At 61.7% G+C, this 15,430-nt stretch carries 16 protein-coding genes; 2 read left to right on the forward strand and 14 right to left on the reverse strand.

The window, feature by feature from the left end:
- The coding region (locus EH240_RS32370; RefSeq protein WP_125006184.1) for a FadR/GntR family transcriptional regulator at positions 1-363 on the reverse strand (363 nt) is incomplete at its 3' end.
- A 273-nt stretch (positions 364-636) separates the two neighbouring features.
- On the opposite strand from EH240_RS32370, the gene EH240_RS39410 reads away from it, so the two are divergent.
- The gene (locus EH240_RS39410) at positions 637-1,047 is read left to right on the forward strand and encodes a hypothetical protein (protein WP_245436603.1); all 411 of its coding nucleotides are present in this window, start codon (positions 637-639) and stop codon (positions 1,045-1,047) included.
- Positions 1,048-1,750: 703 nt separating this feature from the next.
- Here the strand turns inward: EH240_RS39410 and EH240_RS32380 are convergent.
- The 12 genes from EH240_RS32380 to ccoN form a co-directional block, all read right to left on the reverse strand.
- A complete protein-coding gene (locus tag EH240_RS32380) occupies positions 1,751-2,200 on the reverse strand; it encodes a pyridoxamine 5'-phosphate oxidase family protein (RefSeq protein WP_125006186.1) in 450 nt (149 codons plus the stop codon).
- An 11-nt stretch (positions 2,201-2,211) separates the two neighbouring features.
- On the reverse strand, positions 2,212-2,439 hold the full coding sequence (locus tag EH240_RS32385; protein ID WP_125006188.1) for a hypothetical protein: 228 nt from the start codon (positions 2,437-2,439) through the stop codon (positions 2,212-2,214).
- A gap of 399 nt (positions 2,440-2,838) precedes the next feature.
- Complete coding sequence (gene fixJ, locus EH240_RS32395; protein ID WP_125006190.1) at positions 2,839-3,450, reverse strand: response regulator FixJ; 612 nt, start codon at positions 3,448-3,450, stop codon at positions 2,839-2,841.
- Positions 3,440-4,927: a PAS domain S-box protein gene (locus tag EH240_RS32400; protein ID WP_125006230.1), complete on the reverse strand. Its 1,488-nt coding sequence runs from the start codon at positions 4,925-4,927 to the stop codon at positions 3,440-3,442. The genes fixJ and EH240_RS32400 overlap by 11 nt, the downstream gene beginning before the upstream one ends.
- Before the next feature lie 323 nt (positions 4,928-5,250).
- A complete protein-coding gene (ccoS, locus tag EH240_RS32405) occupies positions 5,251-5,412 on the reverse strand; it encodes a cbb3-type cytochrome oxidase assembly protein CcoS (RefSeq protein WP_125006192.1) in 162 nt (53 codons plus the stop codon).
- Positions 5,409-7,697 (reverse strand): cation-translocating P-type ATPase, encoded by a 2,289-nt coding sequence (locus EH240_RS32410; protein ID WP_125006194.1) that lies wholly within the window; start codon positions 7,695-7,697, stop codon positions 5,409-5,411. The genes ccoS and EH240_RS32410 overlap by 4 nt, the downstream gene beginning before the upstream one ends.
- Entirely contained in the window at positions 7,694-8,209 is a 516-nt protein-coding gene (locus tag EH240_RS32415) for a FixH family protein (protein WP_125006196.1), read from the reverse strand. Before EH240_RS32415 ends, EH240_RS32410 begins: the two co-directional genes overlap by 4 nt.
- Entirely contained in the window at positions 8,206-9,765 is a 1,560-nt protein-coding gene (gene ccoG / locus EH240_RS32420) for a cytochrome c oxidase accessory protein CcoG (RefSeq protein WP_125006198.1), read from the reverse strand. The genes EH240_RS32415 and ccoG overlap by 4 nt, the downstream gene beginning before the upstream one ends.
- A gap of 174 nt (positions 9,766-9,939) precedes the next feature.
- Positions 9,940-10,803, reverse strand: a complete 864-nt coding sequence (ccoP, locus tag EH240_RS32425; RefSeq protein WP_125006200.1) for a cytochrome-c oxidase, cbb3-type subunit III — start codon at positions 10,801-10,803, stop codon at positions 9,940-9,942.
- Between the two features lie 2 nt (positions 10,804-10,805).
- Positions 10,806-10,955 (reverse strand): cbb3-type cytochrome oxidase subunit 3, encoded by a 150-nt coding sequence (locus EH240_RS32430; protein ID WP_125006202.1) that lies wholly within the window; start codon positions 10,953-10,955, stop codon positions 10,806-10,808.
- 12 nt (positions 10,956-10,967) lie between these two features.
- Positions 10,968-11,699: a cytochrome-c oxidase, cbb3-type subunit II gene (gene ccoO, locus EH240_RS32435; protein WP_125006204.1), complete on the reverse strand. Its 732-nt coding sequence runs from the start codon at positions 11,697-11,699 to the stop codon at positions 10,968-10,970.
- Positions 11,700-11,709: 10 nt separating this feature from the next.
- Positions 11,710-13,320, reverse strand: coding sequence for a cytochrome-c oxidase, cbb3-type subunit I (gene ccoN, locus EH240_RS32440; RefSeq protein ID WP_125006206.1), 1,611 nt, complete (start codon positions 13,318-13,320; stop codon positions 11,710-11,712).
- Positions 13,321-13,605: 285 nt separating this feature from the next.
- Here ccoN and hemN point away from each other — a divergent pair, with 285 nt between their 5' ends.
- A complete protein-coding gene (hemN, locus tag EH240_RS32445) occupies positions 13,606-14,955 on the forward strand; it encodes an oxygen-independent coproporphyrinogen III oxidase (RefSeq protein ID WP_125006232.1) in 1,350 nt (449 codons plus the stop codon).
- A gap of 18 nt (positions 14,956-14,973) precedes the next feature.
- On the opposite strand, the gene EH240_RS32450 is transcribed toward hemN, so the two are convergent.
- The gene (locus EH240_RS32450) at positions 14,974-15,405 is read right to left on the reverse strand and encodes an ion channel (protein WP_125006208.1); all 432 of its coding nucleotides are present in this window, start codon (positions 15,403-15,405) and stop codon (positions 14,974-14,976) included.
- Positions 15,406-15,430: the final 25 nt, after the last annotated feature.

The raw sequence follows: 15,430 nt of genomic DNA on the forward strand, positions 1-15,430 counted from the left end.
CAGCAGTTCGAGATCGGCCGGCCGGACATGGAGAGCGGCTTCGGCGGCGATCGCGCCTTCGACGAATTCGCGTGCGCGCAACAGCTCGAACGGACCTTCGTCCGTCTCCGCTTCGGATGCAGCGGCATTCGGCCGATCGGTGACGTAGATGCCGGAGCCGACACGGATGCGGATGCGGCCTTCGACCTCCAGCGCGATCAGTGCTTCGCGCACTGTCGGGCGTGAAATTCTCAGTTGGTCGGCCAGTTCCCGCTCGGTCGGCAGACGGTCGCCGACGGCAAACTCACCGGAGTCGATCAGCTGCCTGAGCTGATCGGCGACCTGTCGGTAGAGCCGGCGCGGTTCAACGGCCTGGATCGGCATGTCAGCCTGTTTCCTCCCAGATCACCAATATGCCCACTGGTATATTGGTCTGACCTATTGACCACAGCCTAAACGGCGGATCGAGTCAAGCGCAGATCGGCCGCAGCTGAAATACCAGCCTCCGCAAGCGAGCTTCTTCTCGTCGGCCGGCCACAAGCTGCTGTGGTCGCTGGCCATTGTTACGGGCCGCGGCTGACCACCCCGGCCGAAGCCTTGGCGTTTCGAAACCTGGGGGCGGATGTGCTCAACCATTCGATAGCCCCTGGGGCTACCTTGTCGCGCGAGATCGGCGCGTGTTTCGTGCCCTGCGCTTTCGTAACGGCGGGCTTCAACGACTACATGGACCGCAATCGTCAGAAATTGCTGCAGGAGGAAGTGTTGCCGAACCTCTCCATGACGGCATCGCGGGTCGCGCTGGAAACCGCCGCACGACTTTCGGCTAATCCTGAATGCTCTTGCCAAGGCTTGAAGTCGCCTCAACCGGCAGAGCGTTCTACACTGCCCAAGATTATGCTTCCGTACGCGTTCCGCAACGACTCAGCGACGGCTCAATTGCTGTCCAGCTTGCGACAGCTCTTGTATCGCGGGAACGGCAGCTATGGGTCGCTTCTGAAGGGCAGCTCCCGGCCGTTCGAGCGCAAACTTGTCCGTCAGCAAACGGCCCCAATTGCTGCCGGGCGGTAATGCGCACAATATCGGAAATTCAAGCGGCTGGTCCGTAGACCAAAAGCCGACATCGCCGAAGCCAGCCTAAAATGGATGGCCTCGAGGCGATGCCTGCTACTTCTCATGTGAGCGCCAGTAAATGGGGTGAACAGTTCCAGTTGCATTCCGGCGAGCAGCGGCTCCGCGAATTGCATTAATCATCGGTGGAAAATGAGGCGGCGGTGTCAAGTCCATTCTCCGAACGCCAAGTGTCTCTTACTCCGGCATTCCAAGGATCCTCAGCGCATTTTTCGTGGCGGTCGAGAATCTCAGTCCCGTAGGGCATCGAGTCCCGAACCGCTCGCAAGGTAAGCGTCGGATATTCGCGGCGATAACACTCCATGTGCTGCCGGGCTTCGTCGAGACGTCCGGCCTCAACGAGGGCCGGGATGAGCGACCGAAGGATCCACAGCGCGTTCGGATGTTCCGCCAGGACGCCACCCCGGACGTCATGGTCACCGCGGCAAGCAATTGAACAACGCGCTTCACAGCTTGCCCACCGGTTGCTCATCTCCCCACGGAGCAAATGTCCCGATTGCCCCAGTGTCTCAAACAGGCGCACCAATTTTCGTCAAGATCTGGAGGGGTCAGCGGGTCCGACCTTCAACTTGGCACGATTGGCAAATGCGGCCGCCGCGCAGTGGCTGCCCGCATAGCGTCTGGCCCGTCACATCAGTTTCGATCAGCTCTCCGTCGCCTCGCGCCCTGAAACATCGGCGACAAAGATCCGGAAGAAGACATGTGGGAGGTCGTCCGCAGTCGAGGGTGTGCCTGGCTTTAGCGCACCGGGCTCCCACCAGTCGGCGTGCCTGCTGAGTAAAGTCCAGGCATGATCCCGCTGGAGCTTGTGCCCGATACGGTCGGGTAGTTCCTCATAGCGTCCATCGACGACAACGCTCTTCCAGGCCCTGCCTGGACTGCGTTCGTCGACTTGGACCGACACGAGCGGATTGGAGCGCATCCAATCGATCTTTTTGCCCAGCATCGAGAACGCATAGAGATGGTTGTCTGAATGGGCGTAATAGAGCGGCACGACGTATGGTTGTCCGTCTTTCGCGCAAGCCAGGCGAGCGAAGCGGTTGGCCGCCAATAGTTTGGTGCAGTCCAGAGTGGAAAGTGTACGGATGAGCATTGGCGCGGTTCCTATTCTTTCGCGGTGCCTGCTCGGCCATTTGGGACCACAAATGCGTTGCGTCCGATCGAGTTTGCCGCATCGATTTCAGCCGCCCGCCTTTTGAACCAGCAGCGGAATGATCCGGTCGCTCTTGGCGACCGCAGGCGGGAGCAACGCTCGGCGTTGAGCTGGTCGATCGCGTTTTCGAGGAACGGCTGGTAGTTCATGTCGAAGCCCTTATTGAACAGATGGAACAAGCGCGCCGCGGGTCGCGACAAGCCCGCAATCAACACCTTACGATGGAAGCGAGAGCCTCACTTTGAGCTGGGTCAATTGTGAGGTGCCAGGGTGCGGTCGGCAAACGACAGCTGAATGAGCTCGCGACGCCCTTGCCAACTGATTCAAATCAAAGCGCGGAGTTCTAATTCGACCCACGCTGGCTGGATGTGGAATCCGATAGCAAGTGCTCCATTTGGCCGCAGCCTCGAACTAGCCGTTCTGGACGATGAGGGCCTGCACGCGCTTGTATTTCCCTGCGAAAAGGACCGGGAGGGGTGGCGACATGCCGTCACCGGCGTGCGTGTCGATATCCGGCCTACACACTGGCGTGACTGGGATATCCGAAAAGAGGGGGCGGCTTCGTTCCGAAACCTGGCTTAATGCTTGGGGTCAGCGATCAACGCCATGCGGACCAGATGCGAAAGGCTGCCAGCGCCCATTTTGCTCATGACGTTTGCGCGATGGATTTCGACCGTGCGTGGGCTGATCCCGAGATCATAGGCAATCGTCTTGTTCGGCAGCCCCGAGACGAGGCCATCAAGCACCTGGCGCTCTCGCTCTGACAATGTGTCAAGATTCTTTCGGATATCGCTCGATTGCGGGTGTGTGGCTGTCGCTTTATTGCGGCTGCTCAGGGCTGAGCGGATTGCATCGATGAGCACCTGATCGTCGAAGGGCTTTTCGATGAAATCGGCGGCGCCTTCCTTCATCGCCTGGACAGCCAGCGCAACATCGGCGTGCCCCGTCATCACGATCACCGGCGCTCTGAGACCGCGGGCCTTCAATTGCCTAAGGAACTCGATGCCGTCGATGCCGGGCATGCGCACGTCGGTGACGATACAGCCGTCGATCTCCTTCGGTTCTGTCGCCAGGAACGCGGTTGCCGATTCATGGAGGCGCACCGCAAAGTCAGCCGTCGCGAGAAGAAAGCCCAGCGACTTGCGAACGTCGACGTCGTCGTCGACGACATGAACGACATCATTGGCCACCGGCAACCTCTTCCTTTTCCACAGCGCGCAGGGTGAACCGAAACGCGGTCCCACCGCCAGTTGGCGACTCTGCCCAGATATGACCGCCGTGGGACTCGACGATAGTGCGACAAATGGACAGGCCGACACCCATTCCGTGCTTCTTGGTGGTGACGAAAGGCTGGAAGAGCTGGGCCGAAACCTCTGGCGCCAATCCCGGGCCGGTATCGATGACACCAACTTCCATCATACCATCGTGCCGTGCTTCGGTAACGACACGCAATTCCCGGCGGGGCGCGCCGTGCATGGCCTCCACGGCGTTCCTCATCAGGTTCAGCAGCACCTGCTCAATCTGGATTCTGTCGGTCAGAACAAGCTCCGCCGCCGGATCGAGATCGTAAGTGACGCGCACGTCCGCTTCCCTGGCGCCGACCAAGGCGAGCGATGAGGCGTCCTCGATGAGCGCTGGCAGACGTTCGACCTGGCGCTCGCTTTCGCCCCTGGCGACGAAGTCCCTGAGACGACGGATGACGTCGCCGGCGCGCAAGGCCTGTTCGGCGGCCTTGTCGACAGCCTCCTGCAACATGACCGCATTCTCGTCCTTGCTCTTCTCGAGGAGACGGCGGCTGCCTTTCAGATAGTTCGTGATCGCCGTCAGCGGCTGGTTGATCTCATGCGCCAATGTCGAGGCCATTTCGCCGAGCGCGGTGAACCGTGCCATGTGAAGCAACTCCTGCTGCTGCTCCTGCATCCTGGCTTCCGTTCTGTGGCGTTCCGTCAGGTCGCGGCAGAAGCCGGTGAAGAAGCGGCCCGTTCCCGGATGCATCTCGCCGACCGCGAGTTCCATCGGAAAGGTCGATCCGTCCTTTCGCATCCCTGTTACCGCACGGCCTATCCCGATGATGCGCCGCTCCCCGGTTGTCAGGTAACGCTGCATATAGGCGTCGTGCTCGTCCCGGTACGGCAAGGGCATGAGCAGCTTGACATTTTGACCGATGACTTCGCTGGCCTTGTAGCCGAACAAAGTCTCGGCCGCCGTACTGAAGGATTGGATAAGGCCGCTTTCGTCGATGACGATCATTGCATCGGGAACGGTTGCCAGGATCGAGCGCAAGTGGTCCTCACGCAACTGGAGCGAGGCGTTGGCGAACGATAGGTCGCTGACGTCGGTTCCTTGAACAAAGATTGCGGTGATCCGGCCATCCTTGCCCCTGATGGGCTGATAAACGAAGTCCAGAATGCGTTCCTCCGCAATGCCGGTTTCAGCGTTGCGCAGGACGATCTTGGCATTGCGGCCGACATAAGGCTCGCCGGTTTCGCTGACCCGATCGAGCAATTCGAAGAATCCCTGGCCCTCAAGCTCCGGCAAAGCCTCTCGAACCGATTTGCCGATAACCTGCCGTTGACCGATCAGGCTCTGGTAGGCGGCATTGGTCAATTGAAAGACGTGGCCGGGCTCGCTGAGCAAGGTCATGAAACCCGGAGCCTGCTCGAACATCGCCGCAAGGAGCTCCTGTTCCGGCAAATTGTCCTGCTCCGGTGGACTGCCGGCCGACGCAGCCGCCTTGGTAATGATTTCGGGCGAAGCTTGCCCCTTCTTGCTCACGAGCAGTCTCCGGATTGAGAACAGCAACCGGTCGCTGACTTAACACTCATCCGCCGGCCCGCCAAACAACTGCTGCGATGATTCTTGACCGGCGACAAGGCGCCGCGCTCCCGATCCTGAAGCCGGCAACAGAACTCACTTCCATTCTCGCCTCGTCGGCCCGGCTGCCGCTGACGTCCTTTGAAGCTATGGCGCCTAAAGCCACGTCATTTTGGCTACAAGGCTTCGTTGGGTCTGTCATCGGGCTCGATCAGTATCCGCTCTGCGGCTCCATCGAGATCCTCGTATTGGCCGCTGCGCAGAGCCCACAGGAAGCCCGATAGGCCGAGCGCTCCCAAGAACAGGGCCACTGGAATGAGATAGACGAGCGTGGTCATGGACGGGCCACTTCCGCGACATCGGTTCGGCTGCGCCTGGTTGGAACTCTTTCGGCGAGTTTTTTCGGCGTTGCGTGAAGCCGCATCGCATTGGCGATCACAATCAGCGAGGAAGCGGACATGGCGATCGCCGCGAGGAGTGGCGTCACATGCCCAAGAATGGCGATCGGCACGGCAAAGGCGTTGTAGACGATCGCGATGACGATGTTCTGGCGAATGAGCCGGCCGGCCTTCCGCGAGATATCGACGGCAAGGGGAACTGCGAGCAGGCTCTCGTGCAGGAAGACGAAGTCCGCGGCCTTGCGGCCAATATCGGCCGCTGTTGCAGGGGCGATCGAGACATGCGCGGCTCGCAGGGCCGGTGTGTCGTTGAGACCGTCGCCCACCATCAGCACTTTGCGTCCCGCACGCGTCAGCGACTCGATCCACTCGACCTTTCCGGAGGGCAGCAAGGCCGGCACGAAATTCTCGATTCCCAATGTGTCGGCGACCTCGCTGCAGGCCCTCGCGGTATCGCCGGACAACATATCGACCGAGACGCCGGCGTCCATCAGCTGCCCGATGGCCGTCTTGGCATCCGATCGAGGCGCGTCCTCGAAGGCGAAGCATGCGACGATGCTGCCGTTCTTGGAAAGCACCGTGCCGCCATAGCCGCCAAGCTTGCCTTCGCCGCCGGCGCGAGCCTTCCGCCCGGCCCATCCGCGCCGTCCGAGCCGCCAGGTGTTCCCTTCCACGACGGCCTCGATGCCGAAACCCGGATGCTCGCTGACGGCTTCGATGCCGGGCTGACCGGAATATCCGGCATAGCTGGCAATGGCCTTTGAATACGGGTGGCGGGAATGGCTCGCCATGTCGGCCCCGATTGCAAGCATCGTCGGATCGATCTCGGATGCATTGACAAGCCTTGGCTGCCCCAAGGTCAGTGTTCCGGTCTTGTCGAACACGGCGGTGTCGATCGCGGCGAGACGCTCCAGAGCCGAGCCGTCCTTGACCATCACGCCGGCCTCGAACAGGCGCCGGGCCGCCACGACCTGGACGATCGGCACGGCGAGGCCGAGCGCGCAAGGGCATGTGATGATGAGCACGGCGATTGCGATGGTGAGAGCCCGGTGCCAATCGCCGGACGCGGCCATCCAGCCGAGGAACGTCATAAGGGCGGCCAGATGGACAACGGGCGCGTAGAGCGCCGATACCCGATCGGCAATGCGCCGATACTGCGAGCGGCCGCCTTCGGCGGCCTCCATCAGGCGAACCATCTCCGCCAGGAAGGAGTCCTTGGCGGCCGCCGTCGCCTGCATCCTCAGCGGACCTGTGAGGTTGAGCGTGCCGGCCTGGACGCGTGCACCGGCAGTCACGGCCTTAGGCGCGCTCTCGCCGGAGACGATCGAGCAATCGAGGTCGGAATTCCCGCTGATCACTTCGCCGTCGACAGGAATTCGCTCTCCGGCGGCGATCAGCATGCGCATTTCCGGGCCAAGCTCGGCGACGGGCACGTATTCGCGCGTACCGTCGTCCCGCAGCACGACCGAACCCCGTGCCGCAAGCCTCGAAAGGCCGTTTACGGCCGTTCGCGCCCGCTCCCGCATCACGTGATCCAGCGTGCGGCCTATCAGCAGGAAGAAGAGCAGCGATACCGAGGCGTCGAAATAGGCGTGCTCGCCGTGATTGATGGTTTCATAGAGGCTCATTGCGTAGGCAAGCGACACACCCACCGCGATCGGCACATCCATGTTCATCCGGCCATGGCGAAGCGCGTTTGCCGCGGAGCGGAAGTAGATGCCGCCGGCGAAGGCGAGCGCCGGGATGGCGATGAGCGCGGATATCCAGTGAAACAGATCCCGCGTCGCGCCTTCGGCGCCGGACCAGACCGACACCGACAGCAGCATGATGTTGCCCGCCGCGAAGCCCGCGACGGCGACGGCGCGGATCAGCTCCGAGAGGGTCTTGTCCTTCTCATGGATTTCCGGGTCAAACAGGTGTGCCTGATAACCCAGCCGTGAAAGCGTGGGGAAGAAAGGTGGGACTTCGTCTCCATGCCAGCGGACAGATACGCGTTTCGTCGAGAGATTGACGCGGGCCGTTTCGACGTTTTCGAGCTTGGCGAGCGCCGCCTCGATCGTCTGGATGCAGCCCCCGCAATGGACAGCCGCCACCGACAAATCCGTCTGGTGAATGTCTCCGCCCAAGGAGCGGCTGGCCAGCTTGATTTCGTCGCTGGAGGGCAAAGCCGATGCCGCGTCGGCGACTTCCAACGCCATTTCGGCTCCGGGCGCGCAGCAGCTCATTGCAGGACCCCGTTCGAGATCATGACGCGACGAACGTCGCGGAACGGCGAAGCCAGGCCGGCGTCGGCGTCGATCTCGATGATCCAGACGCCGTCCCTTGGCGTGTGCCGGGCGGCAAATTCTTCGGTGTCCCCGGAAGTGCCCCCGGACGACGCGGCAAGCGCCACGGCTTTGTCCGCGGCTTCGTAGGCGGGGTGCCGGAACAGCACCTTGACGCCGTGCAGCGGCACCGGCTTTCCCAGGGCATCGAAAAGGCCGTAGCGAACTTCCCCGGTGGCTATCGTCAGCCTGCCCGTCCAGCCGAGCGCCGCCTGCGCCCTTCCTTTCCTGGCTTCCTCGTTGAACTGCTGGCTGGCAACATAGGTGTTCTCGACGACGAGGCCAGTCCAGCTCTTTCGGGCGAGCGTGGCCATCGTGACGTTGACCCCGATCACCACCGCGAAGAAGGCGAGGATGGAGATCAGCATGTGCCTGCCGGTGAACTCGCGCGGCTTCCGCGTGTCGGTGGTCATTTGCCGATCTCCGGCGCGTTGAAACTGGCGGTGTATTCGGCGGCTTCGGAACCCGCCTCGTCCTCGATGCGAAATTCGAAACTTTGCACCGGCTCCTTGATTTGGTCCGCCGGTTGACGAACGAAGACCTTCAGCATCTTCAGCCTGTCGGGTTCGACGGGAATGGAGAAAGTGCGGCTTGGCGGCTGGTCGATGCCGACGATGCTCATCTCGCCGCCGTCAAGGCCTAGCAGAGTGACCTCGATCGTTCTCGGCTGGGGTATCATGTTGAGCAGCTTGACGGTGTAGCCGTTGCGGATCGCGCCGTCCGAGAGCGTCACGAACTGCGGATTTCTGTCATGTAAAACGTTCAGCTCAAGCCGCTCGCGCGTCAGCAGCGAATAGACGAGCACCAGGCCGATCGCCGTCCATGCGCCGAGATAAATGTAGGTGCGCAGCCGGAAGATCTTGCCCAGATGGAAATGTGCCAAGCCATCGACGAAGCTGCCGGTCGCCGTTCGTACGAGCACCGGATTGACCGGGCTGGTGCCGCCGGCGGTCGCCAGCGCCATGTTGGCGTTGTAGTCCGCCAGCGTTGCGTAGGAGATCAGGCCGCGCTCGCGGCCGAGTTTGTCCATGATCCCGTCGCAAGCGTCGATGCACAGCGCGCAGGTGATGCACTCCAGCTGCTGGCCGTCGCGGATGTCGATGCCCATCGGGCATACGGCGACGCAAGCATTGCAATCGACGCAATCGCCGACCGATTGTCCGGCGGCCAGCGTCTTCTTGGCATGCCGTGAACGCGGTTCGCCGCGCCAGTCGTTATAAGTGACGGTCAACGAATTTTCGTCGAGCATGGCGGCCTGGATGCGCGGCCACGGGCACATATAGGTGCAGACCTGCTCGCGCATCAGTCCGCCGAGCACATAGGTGGTGCTGGTGAGCACGGCGATCGTGACATAGGCTACGGGCGCCGCCGTGCCGGTGATGACCTCGCCGAGCAGCTTCGGCGCATCGGCGAAGTAAAAAATCCAGGCGCCGCCCGTGGCGACCGCGATAATGAGCCAGATGGCATGCTTGGATACACGCAGGAAGAGTTTGCGGGCGGTCCCGGGAGCCGCGTCCAGCTTCATCCGGGCATTGCGGTCGCCTTCGATCGCGCGCTCCACGACAAGGAACAGGTCCACCCAGACGGTCTGCGGGCAGGTATAGCCGCACCAGGCTCGCCCAACCGTCGATGTGACCAAGAAAAGACCGACGCCCGCCATCATGAGCAGGCCTGCGACGTAGTAGAACTCCTGCGGCCAGATCTCGATGAAGAAGAAATAGAAACGCCGGTTCGCCAGATCGATGAGAACGGCCTGGTCGGGAGCGAAGGCCCCGCGGTTCCAGCGCAACCAGGGCGTCAGGTAGTAGATGCCGAGCGTGATCGCCATGACCAGCCACTTGAACTGGCGGAAACGGCCGGAGGCGCGTTTCGGGAAGATCTTCTTGCGAGCGGCATAGAGGGGCTGTCGTGTCTTGGCGGAGTTGACCGCCTCGGCCTCGAGCCGTTCTACCTGCGTCTGATCCAGCACGACGTTCTCCAATGGCGGCGAAATGCTGCCGCTCCTGTCCGGCAAGTCTTGCAATCGCTCACGTCGCGTCGCGTTGATGCAGGTCAAATTGAGGGATCAAAAAGCAAGTCGAGGCCCGGCGTCTGCCGGGCCTCTTCGCTTGAACGGCCGAGGGCCGAGAATAAGCCCCGCTTCCTATTCTCCACCGCCAAGCGAATGCACATACACCGCGAGTTCCTTGACCTTGGTATCGCCGAGCCGTCCCGCCCATGCCGGCATCACGCCATGTCTCGGCGTACGGACCTGGGCGGCGATGGCGGTCTCGCCAGATCCATAGAGCCAGATCGCGTCGGTCAGATCGGGCGCGCCGAACTCCCTGTTGCCCTTTGCCTTTTCGCCATGACAGGCGACGCAGTTTTCAGCGAAGACCTTGGCGCCGGGCTCGACCAAGCTCGCGTCCTGCACCGGACCTGAAAGGCTGGCCACAAATGCGCTGACCTGCTTGATCTGTTCGAGCGTGATGATCTTGCCGAAGGCAGGCATCTCCGACTGCCGAGTGTCCGGGTCGGAGGCAAAGCGAACACCCTGCATGATCGTCTGCTGGATCTGCTCGGCCTTGCCACCCCACAGCCAATCGTCGTCGTTGAGGTTTGGAAAGCCCTTGGAGCCTTGGGCGCCAGAGCCATGGCACTGCACGCAATTGACCTTGAATGCGGCACCGCCGGCTGCGACCGCGAATTCACGCAACGCGTCGTCGGCAGCAATCTCGGATACGGTCTTCTGCTCGATGGCGGCGACATATTTGCCTTTGGCGGCTTCCGCCGCCGCCAGCTCGTTCTTGACATCATCGCGGCTGGAATAGCCCAGAACGCCCTTGGTGGCTGAACTCAGCATCGGCCAGGCGGGATAGGCAATCGTGTAGGCCAGCGCCCATGCTATGGTGACGTAAAAAGTGATCACCCACCAGCGCGGCAGGGGATTGTTGAGCTCCTTGATCCCGTCCCATTCGTGGCCGGTCGTCGTGATGCCCGAGATTTCGTCGATATGCTCGCTGCTCATGATCAGTCGTCCTTGAGAGGAATCCGTGCGGCCTGGTCGGCATGCGTCTTGCCACCTGGGCGGAGCGCGAAGGCTATGCAAGCGACGAAGAACAGGGCCATGGCAAGCAGGCCCCAGCTGTCCGCGAACTCGCGCATCAGGTTGTAGTCCATCGACTGTTCTCCTCAGCGATAGCCGGCGGCTTCGTCGTAATTCTTGAAATCGGCCAGCGTGCCGAGCATTTGCAGATAAGCGACCAGGGCATCCATCTCGGTGACCTGCTGTGGGTTGCCGTCGAAGTCGCCGAGCTTGGCTTTCGGATAGCGGCCTTCCAGGCCGGACGTGTCGGCATCGGGATCGGCCTGCGCCATCAGATCCGCGTTGGCCTCGGCGATCATGTCATCGGAGTAGGGGACGCCGACACGCCGGTTTGCGACGAGGTGCGTCGAGAAGTCCTTCACCTCGATCGGCTTGTCCTTCAGGAAGGCGTAGCTCGGCATGATGGATTCCGGCACGACGGAACGCGGGTCGGTGAGATGCTGGACGTGCCAGCTGTTGGAGTAGCGGTCGCCGACGCGCGCGAGGTCCGGTCCGGTGCGCTTGGAGCCCCATTGGAACGGATGGTCGTACATAGACTCGGCCGCAAGGCTGTAATGGCCGTAGCGCTCCACCTCGTCGCGGAAGGGCCTGATCATCTGGCTGTGGCAGAGGTAGCATCCCTCGCGCACGTAGATGTTGCGTCCGACGAGCTCGAGGGGCGAGTAGGGGCGCATGCCTTCGACCTTCTCGATGGTGTTGTCGAGATAGAAGAGCGGTGCGATCTCGACGATGCCGCCGACCGTCACGACCAGCAGGGACCCGACGAGGAGCAGCGTGGCGTTCCTCTCGATCAGCGCGTGTTTATCTATCAGACCCATGTCTGGCTCCTTATTGGGCGGGCTGGAGGGCGGGCACGGAACCCGGCAAGGGCTGTTCTTCGCGCTGGTAGCCGAGAATTGTCATGGCGACGTTCCAGGCCATGATCAGCATGCCGGTCAGGTACATGGCGCCGCCCGCGGCGCGCATGACATAGTAGGGATGCATGGCGGCGACGGTCTCGGCGAAGGAATAGACGAGGAATCCCTGCTCGTCGTACTCGCGCCACATGAGCCCCTGCATGATGCCCGAAACCCACATGACCGCGGCATAGACAACGATGCCGAGCGTTGCCAGCCAGAAGTGCCAGGTGACGAGCCGCATCGAATAGAGCCGTTGGCGGTTCCAGAGCTTCGGCACCATGTAATAGATCGCGCCGAAGGTGATCAGGCCGACCCAGCCGAGCGCGCCCGAATGGACGTGGCCGATTGTCCAGTCCGTATAGTGCGAGAGCGAGTTGACCGTCTTGATCGACATCATCGGACCTTCGAAGGTCGACATGCCGTAGAAGGCGATTGCCGCGACCATCATGCGGACGATCGGATCGGTGCGGATCTTGTCCCAGGCGCCTGAGAGCGTCATCAGGCCATTGATCATGCCGCCCCATGAGGGCATCCACAGCATGATCGAGAACACCATACCCAGCGTCTGCGCCCAATCGGGCAGGGCGGTGTAATGAAGATGATGCGGGCCTGCCCAGATGTAGAGGAAGATCAGTGCCCAGAAGTGGATGATCGACAGGCGGTAGGAGTAGACCGGGCGGTTCACCTGCTTCGGCACGAAGTAGTACATCATGCCGAGGAAGCCGGCCGTGAGGAAGAAACCGACGGCGTTGTGGCCGTACCACCATTGCGTCAGAGCATCCTGGACGCCGGAGAAAGCCGAATAGCTCTTCGATCCCAGGAACGAGGCCGGCATCGACAGATTGTTGACGACGTGCAGCATTGCGATGGTCACGATGAAGGACAGGTAGAACCAGTTCGCGACGTAGATATGCGGTTCCTTGCGTTTCAGGATCGTGCCAAGGAAGAGCAGGAGATATGCGACCCAGACGACCGTCAGCCAGAGATCGACATACCATTCGGGCTCGGCGTATTCGCGGCTCTCGGTGATGCCCAGCAGATAGCCGGTCGCTGCCATGACGATGAAGAGCTGGTAGCCCCAGAAGACGAACCAGGCGAGATTGCCGCCGAACAGACGGGCGCGGCAGGTGCGCTGCACGACGTAAAGCGAGGTGCATAGAAGCGCATTGCCCCCGAACGCAAACACGACACCGGACGTGTGTAGCGGGCGCAGGCGGCCGAAATTGAACCAGGGTTGGATGTTGAGGTCCGGATAGGCGAGCTGCAGCGCTATGACCACCCCAACCAGCATGCCGACGACGCCCCAGAATACCGTTGCGATGGCCCCGTAGCGGATCGGCCCATCCATGTAAGCTGTGGGATCAACCGGAGTTGCCGGTTTGAATTCCGTATTGCGCAACAGGATCGCCGTGAAACCAGCCACGGCGAAAAACAAAACCCACATGTGCTGGCGAAAAGGTTCATCCGCGCCGAAGCCTGCAGCCACGAGAGCGGCAAAAGCAAACAGGCTTAAAAGGACGATCTCCGTGCCAAATCTCATCGCAAGTCCCCGATCTCGTCTCAAAAATTCCGGCGGAAAAAGACCGCTCGCGGCACCATTTCGGGATTTGCGTCCCCCGACCTTGATTCAGATCAAACGCGTGCTGCTTTGTTTGGGAGGCATCCGCGTCGGCCTCGAGCTTGCGACCGTTGCTACGTCCGTGATCAAATAGGGACGCAATTTGCGTCGCTTTGCTTCGCGCGGCCTTGATTGAAATCAAGGTTTTGCCGGTGCCGTTCAGGCAGCTTGCCCGGCATGAGCACTTCCGCCGCCGCCATCGATGCCATGCGCCCAACCCCAACTGCGGGCGTCGCCGAGAACGTGCCGGGCTATACGAGCTATCCGACGGCACCACATTTTCATCCAGGCGTCGGCCCGGTCGTCGTTCGCGGCTGGATGGATGCGCTGGAAGGCGATGACGAGATGTCGCTGTATCTGCACATCCCCTATTGCGACAGGCTGTGCTGGTTCTGCGCCTGCCATACCAAGCAGACACGGCACTATGCGCCAGTGGCGACCTTTCTGCGCGCGCTGCACAGGGAGATCGAAACTGTCGGCGGGCTTGTGAGCGGTCGGGGCAGGGTCCGTGCCGTCCATTTCGGCGGCGGCTCCCCGACGATGCTGAAGCCCGACGATATCCTGGAGCTCGGAAGAGCCTTGCGGGACAGGTTCGACTTTCTCGATGATGCCGGCCTCAGCGTCGAGATCGACCCGAGCGATATGGACGAGGGCCGGCTTGATGCCTTCGCCGCGATCGGCATGACGAGGGCGAGCCTGGGCGTCCAGGACTTCGATCCCAAGGTGCAGAAGGCGATCAATCGCGAGCAGAGTTTCGCCCTGACCAAGAGCATCGTCGATGCGGTGCGTGCGCGGGGCGTTCTCTCCGTCAACCTGGACCTGCTCTATGGCCTCCCACACCAGACTTGCGAGAGCGTCGCGGCGACAGTTATCCAGGCGCTGACGCTGGCGCCGGACAGGCTGGCCTTGTTCGGCTACGCGCATGTGCCGTGGTTCAAGAAGCACCAGACGATGATCGATGAAGCCTGGCTGCCCGATTCCGCCGCACGTCTGGCGCAGTCGCAGCTTGCCGCGCGATTGATTGTCGACGCCGGCTACGAGGCGCTGGGACTGGACCATTTCGCAAAGCCGGAGGATGCGCTTGCGGTTGCCGCGCGCGCCGGCAAGATCCGCCGCAATTTCCAGGGCTATACCGAGGACCAGTGTGAGACCCTCATTGGTCTTGGCCCCTCCGCGATCAGCCGGTATCGGCAGGGCTATTCACAAAACATCGTTGCGACCGGCGAGTACGAGAAGGCCGTGAACTCCGGCCAACTGGCGACAGCACGCGGTATTGAGCTCAGCGTCGATGATCAGGCGCGGGCCTGGGTGATCGAGCGCCTGATGTGCAACTTCCTTTTCTCCGGGGTCGAGCTTGTCGAACGCTTTGGAGCTGTCGGTCAAACGCTGCTTTGCGAGGCGAGCCGCCTGGCCATCAGCGGCGCTGGCCAGCTTCTTCGACTGGAAGGTGAAAACTTCGTCGTGCCGGCGGAAAGCCGTCCACTCGTCAGGACGGTCGCGGCGAAGTTCGACAAGTATCTCAGCAATGGAACCGGCAGACACTCGATAGCGGTTTGAGCGAGGCTCAAGGCCGGATCAGAAGTGCTCGCCGACCCTGAAAGGGCCGACACGGGTGCCGGCGGCGATCAGATAGGCGGTCGACCAGCCGATCAGCAGAAACCCGTTGATACCTTCCAGAGCAGCCAGGACGCGCCAGCCATGGGCTGGCACCACATCTCCATAGCTCACCGTCGAAAAGGTGATGGTCGAAAAATAGAGTGCCGTCTCGAAGTCGTTCAGGACGCCAAACAGCCTGTATATCCCGGCCCATAGCCAGACCTCCGCCGTCATGACCGCGAAGAGACCCATCACTACGCTGATCATGGCGATGACCCGGCTGCGCCGGCCATGCATGCGAAAGAGTGCCACGAGATGCGCCATCACGCGAGTGATCGCGATAAGGCCGAAAGTGTGGATCAGGACCGTCAGGCTGATGACGATTGTACCGACGCAAAGATTGAGGATCACTCGAAAATATTAGGAGCTCGGCCGG

This window comes from Mesorhizobium tamadayense (assembly GCF_003863365.1).
Classification (GTDB): Bacteria; Pseudomonadota; Alphaproteobacteria; order Rhizobiales; family Rhizobiaceae; genus Mesorhizobium; species Mesorhizobium tamadayense.